Source organism: Peribacillus sedimenti, assembly GCF_046237635.1.
In the GTDB taxonomy this organism is placed as follows: Bacteria; Bacillota; Bacilli; order Bacillales; family DSM-1321; genus Peribacillus; species Peribacillus sedimenti.
Genome location: NZ_CP143547.1, coordinates 197,388 through 221,484 on the forward strand (window position 1 = coordinate 197,388; position 24,097 = coordinate 221,484).

The 24,097-nt window shown below is 41.4% G+C and carries 22 protein-coding genes, 1 pseudogene and 1 riboswitch; of the genes and pseudogenes, 12 read left to right on the forward strand and 11 right to left on the reverse strand.

The annotated features are described in order from the left end of the window. The first annotated feature begins 7 nt into the window (after positions 1 to 7). The 3 genes from V1500_RS01110 to V1500_RS01120 all read left to right on the forward strand — a co-directional run bounded on the left by V1500_RS01110 (position 8) and on the right by V1500_RS01120 (position 3,914). Positions 8 to 1,534: a tripartite tricarboxylate transporter permease gene (locus tag V1500_RS01110; RefSeq protein WP_409303831.1), complete on the forward strand. Its 1,527-nt coding sequence runs from the start codon at positions 8 to 10 to the stop codon at positions 1,532 to 1,534. Positions 1,535 to 1,621: 87 nt separating this feature from the next. Continuing rightward, entirely contained in the window at positions 1,622 to 3,253 is a 1,632-nt protein-coding gene (locus tag V1500_RS01115) for an ATP-binding protein (RefSeq protein WP_409303832.1), read from the forward strand. Continuing rightward, positions 3,210 to 3,914 carry a response regulator gene (locus V1500_RS01120; RefSeq protein WP_409303833.1) on the forward strand — a complete coding sequence of 235 codons (705 nt, stop codon included), beginning with the start codon at positions 3,210 to 3,212 and terminating at the stop codon, positions 3,912 to 3,914. Before V1500_RS01115 ends, V1500_RS01120 begins: the two co-directional genes overlap by 44 nt. 158 nt (positions 3,915 to 4,072) lie before the next feature. Here the strand turns inward: V1500_RS01120 and V1500_RS01125 are convergent, their stop codons facing one another. Both V1500_RS01125 and V1500_RS01130 read right to left on the reverse strand, forming a co-directional pair. After that, entirely contained in the window at positions 4,073 to 5,251 is a 1,179-nt protein-coding gene (locus tag V1500_RS01125; RefSeq protein WP_409303834.1) for a hypothetical protein, read from the reverse strand. A 51-nt stretch (positions 5,252 to 5,302) separates the two neighbouring features. Beyond that, positions 5,303 to 6,238 carry a hypothetical protein gene (locus tag V1500_RS01130; protein WP_409303835.1) on the reverse strand — a complete coding sequence of 312 codons (936 nt, stop codon included), beginning with the start codon at positions 6,236 to 6,238 and terminating at the stop codon, positions 5,303 to 5,305. 236 nt (positions 6,239 to 6,474) lie between these two features. Next, positions 6,475 to 6,558: riboswitch (cyclic di-GMP riboswitch) on the forward strand. A gap of 18 nt (positions 6,559 to 6,576) precedes the next feature. Here V1500_RS01130 and V1500_RS01135 point away from each other — a divergent pair. Beyond that, positions 6,577 to 7,371 carry a hypothetical protein gene (locus tag V1500_RS01135; RefSeq protein WP_409303836.1) on the forward strand — a complete coding sequence of 265 codons (795 nt, stop codon included), beginning with the start codon at positions 6,577 to 6,579 and terminating at the stop codon, positions 7,369 to 7,371. Between the two features lie 57 nt (positions 7,372 to 7,428). Here V1500_RS01135 and chrA read toward each other — a convergent pair whose 3' ends face one another. The 4 genes from chrA to V1500_RS01155 all read right to left on the reverse strand — a co-directional run bounded on the left by chrA (position 7,429) and on the right by V1500_RS01155 (position 11,562). Beyond that, positions 7,429 to 8,622: a chromate efflux transporter gene (chrA, locus tag V1500_RS01140; RefSeq protein WP_409303837.1), complete on the reverse strand. Its 1,194-nt coding sequence runs from the start codon at positions 8,620 to 8,622 to the stop codon at positions 7,429 to 7,431. Then, positions 8,615 to 9,187 carry a TVP38/TMEM64 family protein gene (locus V1500_RS01145; RefSeq protein ID WP_409303838.1) on the reverse strand — a complete coding sequence of 191 codons (573 nt, stop codon included), beginning with the start codon at positions 9,185 to 9,187 and terminating at the stop codon, positions 8,615 to 8,617. Before V1500_RS01145 ends, chrA begins: the two co-directional genes overlap by 8 nt. Before the next feature lie 124 nt (positions 9,188 to 9,311). Continuing rightward, positions 9,312 to 10,760, reverse strand: a complete 1,449-nt coding sequence (locus V1500_RS01150; protein ID WP_409303839.1) for a S8 family peptidase — start codon at positions 10,758 to 10,760, stop codon at positions 9,312 to 9,314. Positions 10,761 to 10,953: 193 nt separating this feature from the next. Then, positions 10,954 to 11,562: a DedA family protein gene (locus V1500_RS01155; protein ID WP_409303840.1), complete on the reverse strand. Its 609-nt coding sequence runs from the start codon at positions 11,560 to 11,562 to the stop codon at positions 10,954 to 10,956. 137 nt (positions 11,563 to 11,699) lie between these two features. Between V1500_RS01155 and V1500_RS01160 the strand changes: the two genes are divergently transcribed. Continuing rightward, positions 11,700 to 11,852, forward strand: a complete 153-nt coding sequence (locus V1500_RS01160) for a hypothetical protein (RefSeq protein WP_409303841.1) — start codon at positions 11,700 to 11,702, stop codon at positions 11,850 to 11,852. A 125-nt stretch (positions 11,853 to 11,977) separates the two neighbouring features. On the opposite strand, the gene yhfH is transcribed toward V1500_RS01160, so the two are convergent. Continuing rightward, a complete protein-coding gene (gene yhfH / locus V1500_RS01165) occupies positions 11,978 to 12,115 on the reverse strand; it encodes a protein YhfH (protein ID WP_409303842.1) in 138 nt (45 codons plus the stop codon). 208 nt (positions 12,116 to 12,323) lie between these two features. Here yhfH and V1500_RS01170 point away from each other — a divergent pair, with 208 nt between their 5' ends. From V1500_RS01170 to V1500_RS01195, 6 genes are all read left to right on the forward strand, one after another. Further along, positions 12,324 to 13,205 carry a diacylglycerol/lipid kinase family protein gene (locus tag V1500_RS01170; protein ID WP_409303843.1) on the forward strand — a complete coding sequence of 294 codons (882 nt, stop codon included), beginning with the start codon at positions 12,324 to 12,326 and terminating at the stop codon, positions 13,203 to 13,205. Positions 13,206 to 13,456: 251 nt separating this feature from the next. Next, positions 13,457 to 14,422: a rhodanese-related sulfurtransferase gene (locus V1500_RS01175; protein WP_409303844.1), complete on the forward strand. Its 966-nt coding sequence runs from the start codon at positions 13,457 to 13,459 to the stop codon at positions 14,420 to 14,422. An 800-nt stretch (positions 14,423 to 15,222) separates the two neighbouring features. After that, a complete protein-coding gene (locus tag V1500_RS01180; protein ID WP_409303845.1) occupies positions 15,223 to 16,326 on the forward strand; it encodes an ABC transporter ATP-binding protein in 1,104 nt (367 codons plus the stop codon). Further along, the gene (locus tag V1500_RS01185) at positions 16,323 to 17,132 is read left to right on the forward strand and encodes an ABC transporter permease (RefSeq protein ID WP_409303846.1); all 810 of its coding nucleotides are present in this window, start codon (positions 16,323 to 16,325) and stop codon (positions 17,130 to 17,132) included. Before V1500_RS01180 ends, V1500_RS01185 begins: the two co-directional genes overlap by 4 nt. Beyond that, the gene (locus tag V1500_RS01190; RefSeq protein WP_409303847.1) at positions 17,129 to 17,935 is read left to right on the forward strand and encodes an ABC transporter permease; all 807 of its coding nucleotides are present in this window, start codon (positions 17,129 to 17,131) and stop codon (positions 17,933 to 17,935) included. Before V1500_RS01185 ends, V1500_RS01190 begins: the two co-directional genes overlap by 4 nt. Continuing rightward, complete coding sequence (locus V1500_RS01195; RefSeq protein WP_409303848.1) at positions 17,932 to 19,005, forward strand: PotD/PotF family extracellular solute-binding protein; 1,074 nt, start codon at positions 17,932 to 17,934, stop codon at positions 19,003 to 19,005. The genes V1500_RS01190 and V1500_RS01195 overlap by 4 nt, the downstream gene beginning before the upstream one ends. A gap of 108 nt (positions 19,006 to 19,113) precedes the next feature. On the opposite strand, the pseudogene V1500_RS01200 reads toward V1500_RS01195, so the two are convergent. The 3 genes and pseudogenes from V1500_RS01200 to V1500_RS01210 form a co-directional block, all read right to left on the reverse strand. After that, positions 19,114 to 19,868: pseudogene (locus tag V1500_RS01200) on the reverse strand (metallophosphoesterase family protein). A gap of 139 nt (positions 19,869 to 20,007) precedes the next feature. Next, positions 20,008 to 20,280 carry a YqhV family protein gene (locus tag V1500_RS01205; RefSeq protein WP_409303849.1) on the reverse strand — a complete coding sequence of 91 codons (273 nt, stop codon included), beginning with the start codon at positions 20,278 to 20,280 and terminating at the stop codon, positions 20,008 to 20,010. Positions 20,281 to 20,553: 273 nt separating this feature from the next. Then, positions 20,554 to 21,345: a hypothetical protein gene (locus V1500_RS01210; protein ID WP_409303850.1), complete on the reverse strand. Its 792-nt coding sequence runs from the start codon at positions 21,343 to 21,345 to the stop codon at positions 20,554 to 20,556. A 371-nt stretch (positions 21,346 to 21,716) separates the two neighbouring features. Here V1500_RS01210 and V1500_RS01215 point away from each other — a divergent pair, with 371 nt between their 5' ends. Then, positions 21,717 to 22,043: a DMT family transporter gene (locus V1500_RS01215; RefSeq protein WP_409305881.1), complete on the forward strand. Its 327-nt coding sequence runs from the start codon at positions 21,717 to 21,719 to the stop codon at positions 22,041 to 22,043. Positions 22,044 to 22,085: 42 nt separating this feature from the next. On the opposite strand, the gene V1500_RS01220 is transcribed toward V1500_RS01215, so the two are convergent. Next, complete coding sequence (locus V1500_RS01220) at positions 22,086 to 23,822, reverse strand: AAA family ATPase (RefSeq protein ID WP_409303851.1); 1,737 nt, start codon at positions 23,820 to 23,822, stop codon at positions 22,086 to 22,088. Between the last annotated feature and the right edge of the window lie 275 nt (positions 23,823 to 24,097).

Consider the following 24,097-nt stretch of genomic DNA (forward strand, 5'->3'; position numbering starts at 1 on the left):
CATAATCATGAGTACACTAGATTATTTAATACAAGGTTTCGGAACCGCATTTATTTGGTATAATCTAATTTTTGCTTTTGTCGGCGTATTAATTGGAACAGCTGTCGGTGTTCTTCCAGGTATTGGACCGATGAGCGGTGTAGCCCTTCTGATCCCGGTAACCGCATCCCTGACCGGGGGCCTTGCTCCGGAGCAGGCAGCGACAAGCGCCATAATACTCCTGGCCGGCGTCTATTATGGAGCCATGTATGGAGGTTCGACAACCTCCATTCTCTTAAATACCCCAGGTGAATCCTCTTCTGTTGTAACCACTCTGGATGGCTACCAGATGGCGAAAAACGGAAGAGCAGGAAGCGCACTTTCGATTGCAGCCATTGGTTCATTTGTAGCAGGGATTGTAACGCTGCTTGCACTGATTGCATTAGCTAAGCCGTTATCCAATGTAGCATTGAAATTCGGTCCTGCCGAATACTTCTCCCTTATGCTGCTGGGTCTGGCAGCAGTTAGCGGACTTGCTGGAAAATCTGTGACGAAAGCATTGATCATGACAGTTTCAGGATTGCTGCTCGCCACTATTGGCATCGATAACGTTTCTGGAATTGCACGATTCACATTTGACGTACCATGGCTGTATCAAGGGATCGAATTCTTAACAATCGCTGTGGGTCTTTTTGCTCTCGGTGAAGTGTTTAAAACAATATTGGAAAAAGAAGAAGAAGATGGGGACATTGCTAAAATCAACAATCTTGTACCATCTAAGGAGGAGCTTAAAGAATCCGCAGGGCCAATTGCAAGAGGTTCCTTGCTCGGCTTTTTTGTCGGGATCCTCCCAGGAGCGGGCGCAACTCTTGCATCGTTTTTCTCTTATATTCTAGAAAAGAGGATTTCTAAAAATCCTTCTAAATTCGGTACAGGGACCATTGCAGGAGTAGCGGCGCCAGAGTCAGCAAATAATGCCGCCTCCGGAGGGGCCATGATTCCTTTATTGACATTGGGGATACCCGGTTCTGGCACGACTGCAATCCTGATGGGAGCTTTGATGATGTACAATGTACAGCCGGGCCCCCTTTTATTTGAAGACCATCCAGGTGTAGCATGGGGCCTTATCGCAAGTATGTTTATCGGAAACCTGATGCTGCTTGTTCTCAATCTGCCTCTTGTAAAAGTGTTTGCAAAGATTATCCAAACACCAAAACAGTTTTTGATTCCTATTATTATAGCGATTTCCATTTTCGGTGTGTATGCTGTGCAGGTATCGGCAAATGATCTGCTGCTCTTGTTGGCATGCGGAATTCTAGGCTATTTCTTTACTAAGCATGATTATCCGATTGCCCCTCTTGTTTTAGGTCTTGTATTAGGGCCGATGATTGAAAATAATATGCGCCGGGCATTAACCATTTCGAACGGGGATTACAGCATTTTCTTCACTCGTCCCATTTCAGTATTATTCTTGGTCATTACTGTACTGTGGCTTCTGGTACCAGTCTTTTTGAAAATGAGAGGAAAAAGTGTAATCATCAATGTGGAAGGATAAACAAAGGAATACCATCGTAATGATAATTTTCAAAAAACTCCTTTTTTTAAGGAGTTTTTTTTACTATGATGAATATGAGGTGTTTGAATGCGTTTGCACAGTAAGTTAATGCTTGGAATCATTATAGTTATTCTTCTGATCGCAGGAATTTTTGATATAACCTTTACAACTATGCTGGAATCAAATCTAAAAAAGGAAAAAGGGAATAAGGCATTATCGATTGCTCAAACCATCTCCTCCATGCCTGAGATACAAGAGGCATTTCAAATGGAAGACCCGGCTGCCTATATCCAGCCGATTTCAGAAAAAATACGGAAACAGGTAGGGGCAGAATTCATTGTTGTAGGGAATAGGAACGAAGTGAGGTACTCACATCCCAATCCTAAAAGAATAGGACAGAAAATGGTGGGCGGAGATAACGCCAGGGTATTCAAAGGTGAGTCTGTCATATCGGAATCTGTTGGGACACTTGGTCCTTCATTAAGGGGAAAGGCTCCCATTTATCACAATGGAGCGATTATCGGAGTAGTTTCAGTAGGATATTTACAGACCGATATTGAAGACGAGATGTCCGCCATACAAAATAAAGTATTTCTGGCTACCCTATTTATACTGATGGGGGGACTTCTTGCCGCGCTATTAATTTCCTTGAATATAAAGAGGGCGATCTTTGGGCTTGAACCAAGGGAGATTGCCCGGATGTACCAGGAAAAGCACGCCATATTGGAATCCATCCATGAAGGAATTATTGCCATAGATACAATGGGAAGGATTACAGTTGTAAATGAGACAGCGCACAAAATATTACAAGTGCCATTTGAGGTCCTTCTCCGCGGGGAGAAGATTGAGGAATTCATTCCGGATACTCATCTTCTAGCCGCAGTAAATAATGGCGGGGCAGAATATGATCGTGAAATTGTAATCCATGGTGAGACATTTTTAGCAAATTACATTCCAATCATCAACAAAAGAGGTACGGTAATTGGTGCTGTAGCAAGCCTGAGGAATAAATCGGAGCTATATAACCTATTGCAGGAACTATCCCAGGTGAAGACGTATGCTGAGGGATTACGTGCCCAAACTCATGAATATTCGAACAGGCTGTACACGTTATTGGGACTAATCCAGCTTGGCTCTTATAAAGAGGCGATCGATTTGATATCGAAAGAGGCTGATATCACGCAGGGATTTATCCACTTTTTAATGAAGGAGGTACCTGATCCAGTTCTTGCAGGGTTTATTTTAGGGAAGCTAAGCCTCGCAAGTGAGCTTAAAATAGAGCTTTCGATAGATCAATATAGCAGCTTTAAGGATGTTCCTGAGGTTATAAGCAGAGATTTACTTGTAACCATTTTAGGCAACCTGATCAATAATGCATTTGAAGCAGTGAGAGAGAACGGGAAGAAAGAGAAAAAGGTATCGTTATTTTTAACTGATCTAGGCAAGGATTTGATTATTGAAGTGGCTGATAATGGGAATGGAATAGCGGCTGGCACTGAGGACAATATCTTTAATGAAGGCTTTACAACAAAAAGCGGTAGCGCAAACGCCGGAATCGGCTTAAGCCTCGTACGCAAGGCTATTGATAATTTACAAGGAACGCTGACCTATTCATCAAGCAGGGAGGAGGGAACTGTTTTTACGGTCTCTATACCAAAAGGCAAGGAGGTTTCAAATGAACGAGTGGCGCGATTTAGAAGTATTAATAGTGGAGGATGATTTACGAATCGCAGAAATCCAGAGAAGGTTCATTGAACAGATCGATGGCTTTCAAACAATAGGAATTGCGGCTAGTTATATGGAAGCAAAAAGCTTTATGGAATTGATGCAGCCAGACTTGCTTCTGCTGGATGTGTATTTTCCAGATATGAATGGGATGGACTTGCTTAAAGAGATTAAACAGTTTCACAGTCAAATGGACGTTATTATGATTACGGCTGCCAAGGAAATCGATAATGTTCAAAAAGCCATTTCCTTTGGTGTCTTTGACTATGTAATCAAGCCAGTAATATTTGAACGGTTTAAGCAATCCCTGCTTCGCTATAGGAATTATCGATTGAAGCTTGAGCATTTGACAGAAGAAAAATATGCACTTTCACAACATGATGTCGACAAGTTGATGCGGCGAGAACTCGACTCCTCTGATGACCGGCCTCAGTTGCCAAAAGGCATTGATCCCCTTACGCTTGTAAAGGTCCTTCATGTTCTCGGCAAGGGAGGGGGAGGACTTACTGCAGAGAGCGTAGCTAAGGAAATAGGAGTAAGCAGAACTACTGCACGCAGGTATTTAGAGCATTTAATATTTGAAGAGAAAATTGAAGCGGATTTAGCCTATGGCACTGTTGGCAGGCCGGAGAGAGTGTATGTGGTGAAACAGTAAACGCCGGGAGCGGGAGGGACCAGCGATAGTTTTTATGGCGGTGCGGCTAATATGGATACGATTGAAAAAACAAGACCCCTTATTCGGACGAGGCATGAATTTGCCAGGAACCGAAAAGGGGTTGTTTTAGACTAAGCCCGAGGATATTCCCAGTTCAATTATTTTTGGGCTTCTGTCACTGTAACTTCTGCTTTTGTATCTGCAGCTGCCTGCACAGCAGAATTTTTTGAAGCGTGCACCTTTGCGTTTGCACTTGCATTTAGGGAAGCATGAGAATGTGCTTTGTTTATGAAAGATTTGTTTTCTTTTGCAGCTTCCTTTACAGCATCTGTTTCTTCAGTTGCTTTGTCCGCGTCTTCTTTAACAGTTTCTGTTTCTTCAGTTGCTTGATCAGCATCTTCTTTTGCATCTTCCGTTTTGTCAGTGACTAATTCAGTATCCTTACTCATTAGGCCTGCAATTTGTTGTTTTAACGTTGCGAGTGCTTCTTTCACAGTGTTTTGGAAAGACTTCACTGCATCTTTGACAGCATTTTTAACGCCGCTGTTTTCAAAGGTCTCTTCTGTTTTCACATCGTCGGCTTCTTTAACTGCCTCTGCTTTATCTTCTTCTTTTTCAGCTGTCTCTTCTTTTTCAACAGCATTTTCTTTATTTGCTGTCTCTTCTTTTTCAACAGCCTCTTCTTTATTTGCTGTTTCTTCAGCTGCTTCAGAAGCCTCTTCTTTTACACTGCTATCTTTTGTTTCGGTTACAACCTCAGTTTCTTCTTGTTCTGTGTTCTCTTCATTTTTTGCAGTCTCCTCTTTTACAGGAGTTGCATGAACAGCAGATTGTGGTGCTGCGTGCTTTTTCGCTGTGGCACTCGCGTGTGCTGCAGCTTGAGAATTCGCTTTGTTTGCAGCCGATTTATTTTCTTTTGCTTTTGGTTCCATTGATCCCTCAACCACTGGTGGTGTAGTTGTTTCTTCAGCTTTAGGTTTAGCAGTTTCAACCTTTTTTGCTGGTTTTACTTTCACGGCTTTTACAGGTTTAACTGTTTCTTTAGCTGGTTTTACCTTGGCAGGTTTTGGAGAAGCTGGTTTATGTACCGCTGAGTTTTCAGCTGCTTTTGACTTAGCAGTTTCAGATGCATGAAGTGATGATTGCGCTTTTACTGTCTTGTCACCAGAAGCCTTTACTTTTGCAGAAGCTTTTTCATTTACTGCTTTTTCGACTTTTACTTCCTGGTCATTCTTTGCAGCCTCACTGATTTGTGCCCCAGCGAAAAACCCTGCAGATAGAACTCCTGCCAATACCACAGATTTAACAGCCTTTTTACGATTAACGTTGTTTTTCATTATAAATTCGCTCCTTTTATCTTATCCTTGGTATGTGTTAAAAAATATAAGTTAAAAGACAAGGAGCGTTTGTGGCGGCTTTGACGGCGGCGCATTTGTCCATTGGTTACTAAATTCCTGAAACCTTGAATTATGTAACTGGTTGAATCCCAGTATTAATTGCTGATCCCATTTGAACACTTTATCCGTGAATAGCAGTTTACCAGGTTCGAACTTTTTTCGTTCCTTGGAAGATGATGCTGTATTGTGATTGGTTTGGCCTGTATTAATGGCCTTTGTGCTGCCGGGAATCTCTTTGTCAGCTGGTTTCCCCTTACCAGCTCCCGGCTGGAACTGTGTAGATACTAGCTTTTTTACATAATGAGGTTTGCTTTGTTTCCTGTATGTTTTGTTAGTAACTGCTTCGGAAACTGAGTCAGGCAGCTGGGAGCTCACACGAACATGTTCCCTGCTCTCTAAAGGCTTGGTAAGCTTTTTTGGAGTGTTGCGCTCTCTGCTTTTCTGGACAGAGTTGACGGCACTGATTTTTTTGGTCTGTGCCTCCACGATAGGCGGGTTTGTTTTTTCCTGAGCCTTAGGTGTGTGAACTTTCGGTTGAGGTCCACTAGTATTAGATTTGTGTGTGGTTGCCTTTTTTATTTGTTTGCCTTTAGGCGGCAGAATTTTTTTCTGTTTGGTGCTGCTATCCACCTGAGCTTTGCTGCCTTGAGCTGGTTTAGCTGGATTTTTCGCAGCGCTTTTTTTTAAGTCCATTAGGGTTGGCTGAACCTTTTCTTTCATTTTTTGTTGCTTGTTATTGGAAAATGATTTGGGTTCTTTGCCGGCTGGAACAGGTATATCAGCCTTTTTTGCCTTTTCAGTGACCTGTTCAGCTTGTACATCCTTTGGAAGAGGTTTTTCACCAGGCTTAGCAGCAAATGCTAGATTGGGAAGCAGTATCGCTCCGCCTATTAATATTGCTGATAATATGAATTGCCGGAAGTGCATTTCATCCACCTCCTTTCAAAAAAAGTTCAATGGCTTTAACAAATAATTCTTATCTTTTTGTGATTATTTGGCCGTTTAACAAATAAATAAATCAATGTGCCTAGTTTAGAAATACAAATTGTTTGCGTAAAAGGTTTTCATAGCCTACATTCATGGGTAAAAATGGCTGATTATGTCCTTTGACGTCATATAACTGTAAAAAATCATCTCTAACCGACAATATTTTTGGTATAATATTCATATAAAGGTACAACCAGGGAAACCTGGTGTCACAAAGCTATCGGGGCTAAGGAGAATATCTATGCCAGCCAGCTGCCGTTACCAAGGAGGAGCAGGTAATGAAAACAAATAAGTTTTCAAAAGTATTAACAGGTATTGTAGCTTCATCGTTAATTTTCAGTTCAGCTTCTATAGCGAATGCCAAAGGGCCGGAAAAGGGCAAACCTGAGCATAAGCAGCGCGTTGCTGAAGCACCCAAAGATTCAACAACTGTAGAAAAGGGTAAGTCTCAGCACAAGCAGGAAGTCGCAGAAGCATATAAACCACAGCCGGTGAAAGATAAAGGCAAGCCATCTGTATCAACTAAGAAAGAAACTCAGAAGAAAGTGGTTATTCGTTCAAAAGTCGGAAAATCACTTGAGAAGCAAGTCCTTTCATCTCAATCAGCAATTAATGGAATCTCAAAATCAATCAATACACATTTTGCTGTTCAGAAAGACGGATACACAGATAAGAAATTAAGCAAGAGCACAGCAAATTCTAGATATAATAGCTTCAGAGGAAAGCTTAACGCCGAACTGAATAAGCTTAAGGCAAAGAAAAAGCAGCTTGAAGGATATAAGAAGAAATACAAGTCATCCGCGGCGGAAATAGATGCATTAATTGCAGAAGTGAATCAACTTGAGACATTGATCAAAGGTGAATTAGAACGATTAAAAACACTGGTAGCAGAAGTTACTGCCCCTAAGAAGGAAACAACAAAGCCGAAGGAAGAGGATGGGTCAACTTCAATTCCAGGGGATAACACTACTTCACCAGGCGGAGCCACAACACCAGCTGATTCAACTACCGCACCTTCGCCAGAACCGGTTCCACCAGCACAGCCTGCTGACTCAGAAGTACGGGCAACCTAAGTTATTAATCAACATATAAATCAAAGGGAATCCAGCAGCTGGATTCCCCTTTTGTTATTAAAAAGCAGCCAATACTGCACCCCCTATAGCGCCTAAAACCACGATTACCCAAGGCGGCATTTCCCAATATGCAAGCAGACTGTACAGCACGGCGGCAAACACAAAATCAGAGGCATTGAAGACGGAACTTTTCCAAATGGGGTCATAAAAGGCGGCAATCAGTATACCGACCACTCCTGCATTGACCCCGAGAACAGCACCTCTTATTTTTGGATTGTTTCGCAAGCTATTCCAAAAAGGAAGGGTACCTAAAATCAGAAGGAATGCAGGGAGAAAGATGGCCGCCGTCGCAAGTAAAGCCCCTTTCCATCCATCTATTACCGCTCCTATATAGGAAGCGAATGTAAATAAAGGGCCGGGCATCGCCTGAGTCGCTCCATATCCTGCAAGAAAGGCTTCTTTATCAAGCCAGCCAGACGGAACAAATTCCTTTTCAAGCAAGGGAAGCACCACATGGCCACCTCCAAAAACCAGCGAACCAGATCGATAGAAGCTATCGAACATTGCTAGCCACTTAACATCTGTCATCTTATTTGCGATTGGCAGAAGGATGAGCAAGGCGAAAAAAAGTATCAGGCATATCGACGCAAAACGGCGTGATAAAGGAAAATCCTTTTCATTTAGATCAGTGCTCTGTTGATGCTTATACAAGATAAAACCTGCCAATCCTGCAGCTGCGATCACCAGCACCTGAGCAAGGGTGTTTTGCCATAACAGTACGCAAGCGAGAGCAGCTAATGCCATTGCTTTTCTAGGCAGGTCTGGCGTAAGGTTTTTGGCCATGCCGACTATAGCATGGGCAACCACAGCTACAGCGACCAGTTTTAAACCATGAATCCAGCCAGATTGTCCCAGCTCTGTTCCTTGGGAAATCAAAGCGAAAATGGTGAGGGCAATCACGGAAGGGAGGGTGAAGCCGATGAAAGCCAGCAGCCCTCCCAATAACCCGCCCCTGTATACGCCGATGCCAATTCCGACCTGGCTGCTGGCCGGGCCCGGCAGAAATTGAGCTAACGCTACTAAATCCGCATACTTATCCTCTGCAATCCACTTTCTTTTCCGGACATACTCTTCATGAAAATATCCCAGATGAGCTATAGGACCGCCAAATGAGGTCAGTCCAAGACGAGTTGACACAAGAAGGATTTTTAATAGTGTTTTCAAGTCTTTTGCTGATTTGGTTTTATTCATTTTTGCCTCCCCGGTAATGCCGCTTGCTTTTTTTTCTGAAAGTCATAATAGCTAAGATAAATACGGATATTAAAGCAAACATAAGCTGGCCTTGCCAATTCCAGTTTAGGACTTGCATCACAGAATAGGATTCAATCAGCAGAGCGGGTATTTTGCCAATGGTACTGGCCAATGCAAATGAGAGGATATGAATTTTGCTCCATGATCCTGCCAAAGTAACTAGTCCCGAAGGAATGAATGGAAAAATTCTTAAAGCTATAATCAGGAAAAATGCTTCCATTCCATCGGCATCTTTCAATTTGGTTAGGAGCTTATTCTTTGTTGTGAAGCTTTTCATATGTTTTAGCCCAGCTCTATATATGTAAAAGCTTATGATGGAACCAAGTGATTCACCTGCGGCAGAAATCAGAACTCCCTGCCCAAAACCAAAAAATGAAATATTCGCAGCTGTGAGGAACACACTTGGAATTACCCCTGAAATGCTGATGATTATATTCAGGCCAATGCTGAGAAGAAGGGCCAGCGGACCCCATTCAGCGAGCCACTCCATTACTATTTCTTTCATAGGACCACCTGTCAAACTCGTTTACTTTTACGATAATTCATTTAATTGGAACGGTCAAATTCTTGCGGGAAATGCTTTTGTCAATAAAAAAAGCAATGGTTAATACCATTGCTTCGCGGATAGTCTACTTCAAAGTATAGACAGTGCTGGCACTGCTGGTTTCATAACCGGACAATGCTGTTGCCGTGCGGATTGTATATAAGCCTTTTTGAGAGCGTTTCGAGGTGTAAATGGCGAACTGGAGAATACCTTTATTGTTGGTCACTCTCTGGTATTCCGCTACCTTTCCGTTTGGAAAAGTTACCGAAAGATCTACAAAGGCATTGTGCAATTTATTGCCGGCTCCGTCTGTCACAGCAACCGTCACATCTACGCGCTCCCTTGCATAATACACCTTTTTATTGGTTTTTAAGGCAGTCAGGGTTTTTTTGGGCAGTGGTTCGGCATTGATAGCCTGAACAGCTATATGAGCCTGAACCAACCCATATCCAAAAAGGCTGTCCCTTCCCGGTGTACCCAAATCCAGGGCGTAATTTTTTAGTTTTTCTCTTATTGCAATGTTGGTGGCTGCAGGGTTTGCTTCTTTCAGTAATGCCAGGGCACCGGCTGCGAAGGGTGCAGCCATTGAAGTACCGCTTGCCCTTGCATATGAGCCATTTAGGAAAGTGCTGACAATATTTACTCCAGGTGCAGCAACCTCAATGGAATCCCCGCTAGATGAAAAAATTCCCCTGTTATTATATTCATCTGTTGCAGAGACAGCTATAGCAGAAGGGAATTTTGCAGGATAATCTACAGTATCACCTGAACCATCAGCGGTTCCGTCATTTCCAGCAGCCGCCACTACCAAAATTCCTTGATTATAGGCTCTATCAACCGCATCAGCTAAGGCATAGGAAGGAGTGGGAATCCCCAGGCTCAGATTAATGATGTCCATCTTGTTTTGAATGGACCAGTCTATACCGGCGATGATATCGGAAAGGTACCCTGACCCTCTGCCATCCAACGCTTTTACTGCATATAAACTTGCGTCGGGAGCGACCCCGACAGTACCGATTGTATTGTTTTTGGCTCCTATAATACCCGCCACATGTGTACCATGGCCATTATCATCAGCATAAGAGCTCGTATATGACACCACGGATGTTCCACCGGATAGGGCTAAATCAGGATGATTGGCAATTCCGGTATCTATAACCGAAACTTTGACTCCCTTGCCAGTCAATGAGGTTTTCCAGGCCGAGGCTGCCTGGATTTTATGTGTGCCCCAATCCATATATTGCGATTTTACTTGGACTCTAATGTCCTTTTCTATTGAAAGTACGTCAGGATCCTTTCGTAATTGTTTAATAGAAGTCTGTGATGCATTAATGGTAAGGGCTTTAATATGTTTAAATTGTTTTTTTACTTTCGCATTTGCCTTCTTAATTGCGTTCTGATCTGTTTTATCCTTAAAAACAACGATCACTCTTTCGGATGAGACAGAAGAAGCATTTACAGAAGCTGCGGCTAAATCAGGAACAACCGGAAGCAAGAGGGTCAACGACAGTAGCAATGAAGAAATTTTACGCAAAATACACAACCTCCAATAATAATGTCCATGAAATAGGGCTACAAAAATAATAAACTATTAATTTTAATTATTGATATTATCGGCACAAGAAAGTAATAGATTAGGCTACCTCACAAATCTTTGCTGAAATTTCATAAAAAAAAAGCCTCTGAATTGAGGCTTCTTTCTTAAGAGATATTATGATTTCAACCTTTTAAGCTTGTTTTTTCTTTCTAAAGAATAAGATGGCGAATATAATAATCCCAATTGCAATTAAGATATATGCAATATTGGAATAAATATCCATAAAGTGCGTGATCTTTTCCCAGTTTTCGCCCAGAGCTGCACCTACTGATACCAGGATAATATTCCAAATTAATGTTCCGATAGCAGTAAATAGCAGAAATAAAGGAAATTTCATATTGGACATTCCCGCAGGAATCGAAATAAGGCTTCTGATTAACGGGATCATCCGGCAAAAAAGAACCGTCCAATAGCCATATTTATCAAACCATGCGTCTGCTTTTCGAATATCGTCTTTGGTAATGCGAAGAATATGTCCCCAACGGTCCACTATTTTTTCCAGCCGTTCCACATCCAATAGGAGTCCGATTCCATATAAAATAACTGCGCCAAGAATTGAACCCGCAGTTGCCGCTGCAATTACTCCTGCTATACTCATGTCTGAATAAGTGGTCATGAATCCTCCAAACGGAAGGATCACCTCAGAAGGTATAGGGGGGAACACATTTTCCAATGCAATAATCAAAAAGATACCCAAGTATCCAAACTGTTCCATGAAATCCGTAATCCAGCTTTGCATAATAGACCTCCAGCATTCATTCGTGCCTGTATGTTTGTGTGGGAAATGGTATACAGGATATCCAAACACATCTTATGTATAACATAAGTGGCGATGCTGTTCAATAATATGTATTGATATAAAGGGGTTCAGAGGAGTTGGATGTACGGGGATTTTTAGCTTTTTATGCAATGTGGCGGCATTTACGTGGCTTAGGGAATGAGAAGTCAGTCAAAAACCCTGCTGCAGATGAAAAAGGATCGCAATTTAATCATGAGGCAGCAAACGCAAGGAAATGGTTTACCCGTTAAAGGAAATAATACAGAGTAGATGGTGTTTGCTGTACCATATACAATATTAGTTTATTTAGTATTCCCATCAAAAATAAAACAATAAAAAACAGCTGCAGGGACAGCTGTTTTTTTGTTGCATGGATTTATTCTTCTTTTTTAGACAGGCAGCGGTCGCATTCCATTAGATAGGATTCTGCTTGCTCCATAATACTAGCTCCGCAATCCGTACATGTTTTTGGCGGCAGGCTCCTAAAGAATTCAACTGGGTTAATCATTTGCATAATAAAATTCCTCCTTTTTATAATACAGTTTATTTTTTTATTATTTGTTATAATACAGTATATACCCAGAATTCTAAAAAGTATAGTAAGAAGTCAGAAAAAATAAATTTTTTATTCGTTTTTGCAAACAAAGAAGAATGCGAGTTTAATGGAGGACGAGCAGAGGTAGTTTTTTAATAGCCGAACTTTTTTGAGAAGGAGCAATTAGATGACTAAAGCCATGATTATTATAAATCCAACGTCCGGCAAGGAAAAAGCTGCTGAAAATTTGTCGCTTCTTACAGCGCTACTCCAGCAAACTCATCAAGAAGTAGTGGTACGGAAAACTCAAAAGGAGGGTGATGCCATCTCCTTTGCAAATGAGGCCTGTACTAATGTTTATGAAACAGTGATAGCTATGGGCGGAGATGGCACGATCAGTGAGACCATCAATGGACTTGCTGAGCAGGAGCATAAACCGTCTTTTGGAATCATTCCGCTAGGAACCGTAAATGATTTTGCGCGTGCCTTGAATATTCCGTTAAATCCTGAAGAAGCCATAAGAATATTGGGGCGCCAGAATAGGAAGGCAGTAGATATAGGAAAGGTTAACGATCTATACTTTATGAATGTTCTGGCAGTAGGTGCCATTGCGGAAGCAACCTATTCAGTTTCCCCCGAGCAAAAGACCAAACTTGGGTCTTTTGCTTATTTCGTTGAGGGAGCTAAAGCCCTAATAAATAAAACGCCATTTAAGCTAACGGTCGAACATGATGGAGGATCTTGGACCGGAGATGCATTTCTGATGGTTTCGGCACTTACAAATTCAGTCGGAGGTTTCGAATCGCTTGCACCACAAGCAGAAGTAAATGATGGCATGATCCATTGTTTTATCATAAAGGAACTCTCTGTCCCACAAATGATAAAAATTGTTCCGCGTCTGTTAAAAGGGCAATTAGCGGAGCATGATGGTGTGGAATATATTCGTTCTCGCACCCTTCATGTTTCGTCGGAGGAAGACATGGCCGTTAATTTGGATGGAGATGAAGGACAGCAGCTGCCTTTTGATGCCACCGTGTTACCTGGCCATTTAAATATTTTTGTGCCATAAGGATCGAATTCCCAATTTATAAGAGGTATGTGCATTGGCATAGTATATATATAATAATAAAGACAAGGCAAATACTTTAGGGGCCTTAGAACGGTAACAAAGTGAAGGTTTCCTAAAATGTCAAAAAGTCCACATGAAATTATTTTGCAATTCTGTTATAATGTTTGCTTGTAAGAGAAAAGTGTAACAATGAGCCATCCTAAAAATACCTTTATATCTTGCAAATATAAAATCGATAGGTGGTAATTAATATGACAGAAAGTAAAGCCTACAGGATTTTGCTGTACTATAAGTATGTGCAAATTGATAACCCTGAAGAATTTGCGGCAGAGCATAAAGCTCTTTGTAATGACCTTGGATTAAAGGGCCGTATTTTGATTGCAAATGAGGGAATCAATGGAACCGTATCTGGTACAGTTGAACAAACTGAAAAATACATGGAAGCGATGAAGAATGATTCTCGTTTCGCCGACATGGTTTATAAAATTGATGAAGCCGATGAACATGCATTTCCAAAAATGAAAGTACGGGCTCGGAAAGAACTTGTAACACTTCGCCTGGAGGATGACGTGGATCCACTAGAGTTGACAGGTAAATATTTAAGCCCAAAAGAATTCTTCCAGCAAATGCAGGATGAAGATACTGTAGTGCTTGATGCAAGAAATACTTATGAATATGATCTTGGCCATTTTAGAGGAGCAATTAGGCCGGATGTAGAGAACTTCCGCGACCTTCCTCAATGGGTAAGAGATAATAAGGATCAATTAGAAGGAAAGAAAATTTTGACGTATTGTACAGGCGGTATCCGTTGTGAGAAATTCTCCGGATGGCTGGTAAAGGAAGGGTTCGAAGATGTCGGACAACTTCACGGCGGAATCGCGACATATGGAAAAGATCCCGAAGTTCAGGGAGAATTATGGGATGGCCAGATGTATGTGTTCGATGAAAGAATTTCTGTGCCAATCAATAAAAAGGAACATGTGATTGTGGGCCGTGATTACTTTACAGGCGAACCATGCGAACGCTATGTAAATTGTGCAAATCCAGAATGTAATAAAAAGATACTTGCTTCTGAAGAAAGCGAGCATAAATATATGCGCAGCTGCTCACATGAGTGCCGGGTTCATCCAAGAAACCGATATGTAGCAGAACACAATTTGACAGAAGAAGAAGTAGCAGAAAGGCTCTCTATAATTGGAGATGCAGTAAAAGCATAAAAACAAGAACGCCTCTGACCCGGAAAAAGCCGGTACATCAGGGGTGTTTTTTTATTGTAATTGCTACTATATGTACCATAAGTAATGAGGGAATATGTTTGGCATGGATTGAATCTAGGACTTGCCAGAATTCCGTGTGTCTCTCAGTTACGTTTGGTGTGTGGCACGGTTATAAATATTGATGTTCCATCATATACTTGTGGAGTTTTATCCTAAATTTAATTTTATAATTTTATATTGGTCCAACTAGTTGGTAATTCAGCTTAATTTAATTATATTAGGAGGAGGAGAGCGTTTATAAACCAGATTTTCGACAAAAAGTTTCACGGGAAACAAGTTTACTGAATCTTTTGTTATTATTTTAAATTTAATCAATCGATTGATTAAATTCCATTAATTTAATTTGGGTACATATGGTACTTAGATATTCCATAGCATTTGTATCAGGGCTTATCTCTGAAATTGTATAAAAACTAGTTTTTTCAAAAAGTAGTCTTTCGATTTTTGACAGATTATGCGCAATGTTTTACCATTTTAAGTAAAAATATATTTTGATAGCGAAAAGGAGTTGAATCTATTGTTTGTAAGATTTGCTCGAAGCGTATTCATAAGAGGGTAATTGGGGGAGATTGGAGCGAGGGCTATTCCAGACAAGAATCATCTCAGATTCAGTAGCATCCTTGGGCCAGCTATGCTGTTACATCACAGGTTACTATACTATCTATAGGGAACCGCCGTTAAACCTGTTCTTATATTAACTATTTGTCTACTCGGCAGATATATAAAAATAGGAGGTCCATATGACAGAACAATCCATTATCCGGTTTGAGAATGTTACAAAACAATATGATTCAGACAATGCAATCCTTGATAATATTAGTTTTGATATTCAACGCGGGAAATTTTATACATTGTTAGGCCCTTCCGGTTGTGGAAAAACGACGATTCTGCGCTTGATTGCCGGTTTTACTGGACCGTCTTCGGGTAACATTTTCTTTGATGGAAAAGTGATTAATGACGTACCGCCTAATAAACGGCAAGTGAACACGGTATTTCAGGACTACGCATTATTCCCCCATCTAAATGTTTTTGAAAATGTGGCATTTGGCCTCAGAATTAAGAAGCTAAAAAAATCCGATATCACAGCAAAGGTTAAGGAAGCCCTTAAATTCGTAAACCTGGCCGGATATGAGAACAGAGAAATTAGTGAAATGTCGGGAGGGCAGCGCCAGCGGGTGGCGATAGCACGTGCTATCGTAAATGAACCTCAGGTGATTCTTCTGGATGAGCCGCTTTCTGCACTTGATTTGAAGCTGCGGACAGAAATGCAGTATGAGTTGCGGGAGCTGCAGCACAGGCTTGGAATTACATTCATTTTTGTTACCCATGACCAGGAGGAAGCGCTTGCCATGTCTGATGAAATATTCGTGATCAACCATGGGAAAATTCAACAGAGCGGCACCCCCATCGATATTTATGATGAACCGATTAACCGGTTTGTAGCTGATTTTATTGGAGAATCAAATATAGTGACAGGCAAGATGATAAAAGATCATTTAGTGGAATTCGGCGGCAAACAGTTTGAATGTGTCGATCAGGGATTTCATCAAAATGAAACGGTAGATGTCATTATTCGGCCGGAGGATCTAGAAATTACTGCATTTGATCAGGGCAAGCTGCAGGTACACGTCGATTCGCAGCTGTTCCGGGGAGTGCACTACGAAATATCAAGCTATGATAGGGAAGGTAATGAATGGCTTGTTCACTCCACGAAGAAGGTGGCGGTAGGGGACGAAATAGGCCTCGATTTTGAGCCAGCCGCTATTCATATAATGCGGCTGGGGGAAACGGAAGAAGAATTTGACAGGCGTCTTGAGGCTTATAGCGATGGTGCGAGCCAATGAAAGATAGAGCTTATCGAAACCTGTATCTAGCCCCGTATGCAATATGGATATTGCTATTTGTAATGCTTCCGCTCCTGCTAGTCTTATATTATTCTTTTATTGATATCGAAGGTAATTTCTCTCTGGCCAATTACCGAAAATTCTTTACGCCCGTATACTTGCAAATGGCGCTGAGTTCATTTTGGTATGCTTTACTGATAACAGTATTTTCATTGCTTATAGCTTATCCTACAGCATTATTCCTTACAAGAACGAAACATAAGCATTTATGGCTGCTGCTTATCATTCTTCCATCATGGATTAATCTTTTGCTTAAGGCATATGCATTTTTAGGCATCTTTGGTACGTACGGTGCAGCTAACAGCCTGCTGGAGGTAATCGGGATTGGTACCAAACAAATTCTGTTTACAGATTTCAGCTTTTTGTTTGTTTCTGTGTATATTTTTATCCCGTTCATGATATTGCCGATATTTAATTCACTGGACGAACTTAGTCCTACGCTTATCGATGCGGCCAGGGACCTGGGTGCATCGCCGTGGATCACATTCAAGACTGTTATTTTCCCGCTTACTTTAGATGGTATCAAATCCGGCTGCCAGGCCGTTTTTATCCCGGCGCTATCGCTTTTTATGCTGACCAGACTTATAGCGGGCAACCGGGTTATTACATTGGGGACAGCAATTGAACAGCATTTTTTGGTTACCCAGGATTGGGGAATGGGTTCTACAATAGCAGTATTTTTAATCCTGGCCATGTTTATCATCGTGGGATTGACTGGAAGCAGGAAGAGGAGGCTGGTTAAGTGAATAAAAAAATTTCTCCTTTCGCTTCCATCTATCTGGCTATTGTTTTCTTGATTTTATATGCCCCTATTTTTTTTCTGGTATTTTACTCCTTTAACAAAGGAGGCAATATGCATGATTTTAAAGGGTTTACACTTGATTGGTATAAGGAGCTGTTTAGTGATACCCGATTGTTAATCATCGTCCTTAATACACTTATAATCGCCCTGTTGTCGGCTGCCATCTCTACCGTAATAGGCATTCTAGGCGCGCTTGCCATTCGCTATGTCCGAAGGCAGCAAACAAAGAATGCACTTCTTTCATTGAATAATGTTCTAATCGTTAGTCCGGATGTTATTATTGGTGCTTCATTCTTAATTCTGTTTACGATGGTTGGGCTCAAGCTAGGCTTTACATCTGTATTAATATCTCACATCGCGTTTTGTATCCCAATCGTAGTGATTATGATTTTGCCAAAGCTCCAGGAAATGAGCCCAAGTTTAATAGATGCAGCCCGGGACCTTGGAGCGAGCAGAATGGATGTATTGACGAAAGTCATTTTGCCTTATATCACACCGGGAATTTTTGCAGGTTTCTTTATGGCGCTGACCTATTCGCTGGATGACTTTGCCGTTACGTTTTTTGTAACCGGAAATGGGTTTTCTACACTTTCTGTTGAAATTTATTCACTTGCACGCCGAGGAGTTTCCTTGAACATCAATGCATTGTCATCTCTGCTTTTTGTTTTCACGATCATTCTGGTAATAGGGTATTACTTTATTGCCCAGCATAATGGGAAGCCAGGCAAAATGGGGGTTCGAAAATGAAACAGTTAATCCGCGCCTTTATAGCAGTTCTGCTTGTATCAGCAATCCTTCTGGCAGCCGTATCACATTTGAATTCTTCGCAGGGCTTCGCCAATGGCAACGTTCTTACTGTATATAATTGGGGAGATTATATCGATGCCGGCCTGGTCAAGCAATTCGAAAAAGAGACAGGAATTAAAGTCATTTACGAAACCTTCGATTCAAATGAATCTATGATGACGAAGATTCAGCAGGGAGGCACTTCCTATGATATTGCCGTCCCTTCGGAATATATGATTGAAAAAATGCAGGAAGAGAATCTATTAATCCCGATTGATCATTCGAAGCTGCCTAACCTGAAATATATCGATTCTCGGTTTATGGATCTGCCGTTTGATCCAGAGAATAAATACTCCGTCCCATATTTTTGGGGGACAGTCGGAATCGTCTATAATTCAAAAAAGCTTGGCGGGAAAAAAATCAGCAGCTGGGACGATTTATGGGATGAAAATCTAAAAAATGAAATTCTGCTTACGGACAGCGCCAGGGAAGTGATGGGGATGGGATTGAACAGCCTAAATTACTCCTTAAATGATATAAACAAGGAGCATTTACAGCAGGCGAAGGAAAAACTCGACAGGCTCACTCCCAATATTAAAGCCATTGTTGGAGATGAGATCCGGATGCTGCTTGAAAATGGTGAAGCATCGATTGGACTCGTCTGGTCTGGAACCGCCTCTGAAATTATGTATGAAAATGATGACCTGGAATATGTCATTCCTAAAGAAGGCTCAAACCTATGGTTTGATAATATGGTCATACCTAAAACAGCGAAGCATGTGGAAGAGGCACACAAGTTCATTAATTTTCTGCTGGACCCCAAAATTGCTGCGAAGAATACAGAGTATGTTTCTTACTCAACGCCCAACAAAGGAGCCTTGAAGTATCTGCCGGATGAGATTGTGAACGATACGCGCTTTTATCCTTCTCAGGAAATGGTCAAAAGGCTGGAGGTATATGAAAATCTGGGCAAGAAAAACCTCGCATACTATAATGAATTATTCCTGGAGTTTAAAATGCATAATAAATAGATAAAAACGGTTAGGTGCAGCGCTTTTGCAGCCTAACCGTTTTTTGTAAATTGCGGGAGGACCTGATTCCACTGTTAAAAAGCACCCATACTTAAAACCAGATTTAAGCTATAATTTGGCCTTTGCGGACCATCTATAAATTGCTTCCCTCAATTCCATAGCATAAGGTTCAAGCTCCGGCATTCCCATTCTCCGGGCTATTTCTATTTCTGCTTCGATATCATAAGGGACTCGTATGGTTTCCACAGAAAAAGGCGCAGGTATGTCTGATTGATAGATCCCTCTTAGTATTGTATAAGTTGCCTCTGGGATATCAAGCGGGTTGCCAACGCTGCCAGCATTGAACAAAATTTTATGCGGTGACAGGTGTTTTACAAATGCGGCATGGATGTCTCCGTAACCCACAACATCAGGAGTTCTTTCATTTATAAATGGGGTGATATGTTCAGTATTGTCAAACATTGCCCAAAGTTCTGCTTCTGAATCTCTCCAAGGGCTAACCCTATGATGCACACTTTTGGCTGAGGCGTGGAACAAACGAATGTATTTTCCGCTCATGAAGAAGTCGTGATGAAAGGGGAGGCTTTTTAAAAAAGCTTTGGTTTCTTGATCCAACTGATCTTGGTGCCATTTCATCACCTCGTTATGAGGCGGGTTTTGTATTTCCTCATCCCAGTTGCCGCACACAGTTATTTGACATGTATCCCTATAATCTCTAAAGCCTTTTTTGATTGAGGACCTTTGCCTACCAAATCTCCCAAACAAACAATCTTAGTGATTCCTCTTTTATGTATATCCCCCAAAACTGCATGGAGAGCAGTAATATTGCCATGAATATCAGAAATAACAGCTACGCCTTCCAAGATACTACCTCCCGTCGAAAGCAATCAATTACTATTAGTTCTATGTGTTTATGGTAAATTCCTTTCTTTATTGTAAGGAAGGTTGAAAATGCTTCTGAAAGGGATATGCTGCCGGTTTTTCCGGGATTAAGGCAAGAATTTATTTACGAATTCCAATAAGAATCAGTGCAACGCCAGTAAATATAAAAGCAAGCTTTGAGAATGACAGCTTTTCTGATATGCCAAGCAACCCAATGGTGGTTGTAAGTATTAAGACTATTGGACCCACTAATGCCAGCGAGCTATTAACCAGCAGTGCTTTTTCCACATCGTTCAGTTTGATCATTAACAAGGCTGCAGAAATTTCAATGCTGCCGGAGATAAACCGCAGCAAAGCCATAAGCAAAACAGCTTTTTCAAGAACTATAAACATAGCATCCTCCCGCAAACTTTCTTTACCCGATTATATGCAATAAGATGTGAATACAGGACAAGATATTCCACAGGAATTTTGCATTGCCTGGAAATATGCGAGTTGAAGGATGGGAAGGACTGCTGAATCAATGTCTCAAAACCAAAAAAAGAATGCATACTAGGATGGAATTATGCACGATTTTAAATCCACAATTTCATAACACAGCGCACGTAATCAACAAAAGAGGCAGGAACCAAGACGGCCTGCCTCTTTTGATGATTTATATCCATGTTATTTAGAGGATTTGTTATTTTTTACATCAATAGTAACTTCTGCAGAAAGATCTGATTTTCCCGATGTTGTAGAGGAAGTGGAAGAATTAGATAGGGTTGTACCAGAATTTCCGGCTACACCAGCTGTACCTCCTGTAAGTGTGTCTGTGCCAGTTTCCGTTGTGCTGCCGCTGTAGTTAGAAGCAGAATCGCCGGAAGTAGAGAAGTCTGATGAACCAGTAGAGGTGACAGAAACACTGCTCACAGACTCTGTGGAAACACCGCTTGTTGTCTCTTTAGTTGATGGTCCTTTAATAGTAGAACCGGCTTCCACAACCTTGGAGCCTATTTCTTTAACCTTAGAACCAATTTCCTTTAACTCCCCTGTAGCTTCTTTTGCAGTGGACAGGGCCTCGGTGGAAATGTTTTTAACTTCACTTACCTTTCCGAATACATCAGAATTGACCAGTTCATATAGATTCTGAGCTTCTGATATCGCTTCCTTTAAAGTATCAGAGGCAGCCTTGAATCTTGAAATCATTGTATCTTTTACGTCCGTAGGGTTCTCTTTCACCTGGGAAATCATGCCCATCGAAGAGTCCTTTAAATCTACCGCTGTAGTTTTCACCTTATTTCTAGTAGAAGAATCAAGAAGTGTCAAGGCTCCGCCGATCAGTCCGCCAAGAAGTACGCCTCTTAGGAATTTACTGTTTCTCTCTGTTTCATACATTCTGCTTGGTTGAGATTCATACATTCTGTTTTGTTCAGCTTCATACATCGTTTGATTTTGATTATTTGTTTGAGTTTCCATACCTTGTTCCTCCTTATTAATAAGTTTTAACCAGCCTGTATGTGTATTTCCCGAATTTTTTACGGTTTAAACAAAAACCGACTTACCGTATGGCTGGCGCTGTTTGTTACGCGTGTCAAATTAGCCTCAAGAAGGCTGTCAATTTTACAATTGTGATAGCAGGTGCTGCCGGTCATGATTGGGAAATTGGGAAATAATCTAAGAATGCTGGAATGGCAAAGGACGTTGCTGACGAATTAATCCGGGATAATCCAAATGTTATAGATGCAACCAAGGGGGATGTAATCAAAGCTATTAAACAAAAATATATGATAAAATCTAATAATGGCCTTAGTCTTGTTTATATATATCTGAGGAAGAGGAGTGGGGTTGTGAAGGCATATATATTTTTGGCGGTAGCCATTGTAGCAGAATTATTTGGCACTTCAATGTTAAAGGCGTCTGAGGGGTTTAGCAAGCTCGGTCCATCTTTGGGTGTATTAACCGGTTTTGGGATTGCCTTTTACAGCTTTTCCATGTCACTTCAGAACATTCCCTTAAGCACGGCCTATGCGATTTGGTCAGGTGTTGGGACAGCAGCCACTGCCTTGATTGGTGTGCTGGTTTGGAAAGAACAGGTTAACCTTACTACAATGGCGGGTATTTTGTTTATTATCATGGGTGTAATATTGTTGAATTTAAATATATCTAAACAATAAAAAAACCAGCACCTACGAGATTGAGGGTGCTGGTTTTGATTTTTAGGCGAGCAGTTCATCCTGTGACTGGCCAGCCTTTTTATTTACTATCGTTTGAACTTCTGAGCCTTCAAGTGTTTCCTTTTTTAGCAGAGCATCAATTAACTGTTCGAACTGGCTGCGATTAGAAGCAATGAGATTCTCAGTCTGCTGGATTGCTTCCTGGAATAAAGCCTGCATTTTTAGCTCTTTATCTGTTTTGTTGAATGTAAGGGTAAAGCCATCCTGCAGCATGCCAGTGTCTACCATTTTCTCAAGTAAATGCTTTGCCTGCTGCACGTCTCCACTCACGCCGATGCTATGCTCTCCCAACACCATTCTTTCAGCCACTCCGCCTGCGACGATCATTTTGACCTGGTCCAATAATTCGCTGGTCGTAGAAAGGTGAAGTTCTTTTTGGATGGGTGCAACATAACCGAGAGCTTCTCCGCGAGGAATGATGGTGGCCTTTCTCACTGAACCTGGTTTTGTCAGAGCTGCAATTAGAGCATGTCCGCTTTCATGGATGGCAACTCTGTGTTTTGTTTCCGGATCATTGAGAGCCCTGGAGGTAGTTCCAAGAATGGTCCGGTCTATAGCATAGTCCAGATCTTCCTTATGAATCATATCCTGCCCATTTCGAAGGGCTCTGCGGCTTGCCGTCTCAAAAAGGGAACTGATATCGGCACCTGAAAAGCCAGATGTGCTGTCAGCAAGGCTGTCAAGTGAAGCAAGAACATCCATCGCCAGGTTTTTTCCTTTTGTATGGATATCGATGATTTCTTTTCTTCCCTTTGTATCCGGCAGAGGAACCTGGAAAGAAAAATCAATCCTTCCGGGACGAAGAAATGCTTCATCAAGCATATCTTTTCTGTTTGTAGCAGCAATAAACAAAATACCCTCAGTGTCGTGTCCGCCATCTAGCTGGACTAATAATTCAGTCAATGTTTTTTCACTTTCTTCCCCGCCCTGAGGCTTTCGACGTCCCGCAAGCGAGTCTACTTCATCGATAAAGACGACTGCCGGCTTTTGTTTTCTGGCAGCCTGGAAAAGACTTCGTACACGTGCTGCGCCTACTCCTACAAACATTTCATTGAAGGATGAGCCGCTGGCAGAGAAGAAGTTTGCGCTTAATTCCTTTGCGATTGCCTGTGCCAGGAGTGTTTTACCCGTTCCAGGAGGCCCATATAATAATATCCCTCTAGGAGGTTTGATCCCAATCTTAGCAGAACGCTCTGGTTCCCTTAATGCAGATAAAGTCTGAAGGATTTCGTCTTTCATCTCCTGCTGCAAACCTCCGACATCATTTAGTGTGATGGAAGGGAGAGGCCGGGCAGTAGAAACACTATTTTTCATTTTTGAGGCGCCAATTCCACCCTTGAATTTCTTCTGGACAACCAAGGCAGCTGCGGCTAATGAAATGGCTAGACCCAGTATGATCCACGCACTATAGCGGGAGCTAGTAGAATAAGTGTATTGTACGTTATATTTTTCAATCAGCTTGTCCACCATCTGGCTGTTTGGAGGAACATGCGATACATATTTTTCATTCTCTGTGGTTAAGAGCAATTTACCATTCTTTGTTTCTTCCAGGGTTACGAGCTTGCCATCCTGGGCCTGGATGGTCTTTTCTATAGAAGAGAAAGGAATCGCTACTTCTTGCTTAACTTGTACAAGGTAATAAGCAATGCCTGCAATAATCACCATCAATGCCAAACCTACGGGCAGCAACTTAGATACTAACTTTGAATTGGCTTTCAATAACTCAACCCCTTAAAAGATATACATACAGTATAAAAAAATCCGTCTTGTATTGTACAGGTATTTATACCTGTTTAAACTAGTAATTTTTTCTAATAGTTACCAAGTTAGCAATAAAATCATGCTGTAAACTAACCTTAGACTAAAAAACGTGACAAAAGACCTACTCCCAAGAGAGCCCCCGGACGATATATTTTTTTGAATCGCAACATACATGTAGAATATAATAATTGAAACAAAAAATATTAGGGTAATGGTTGCGCCGATAACTCGTG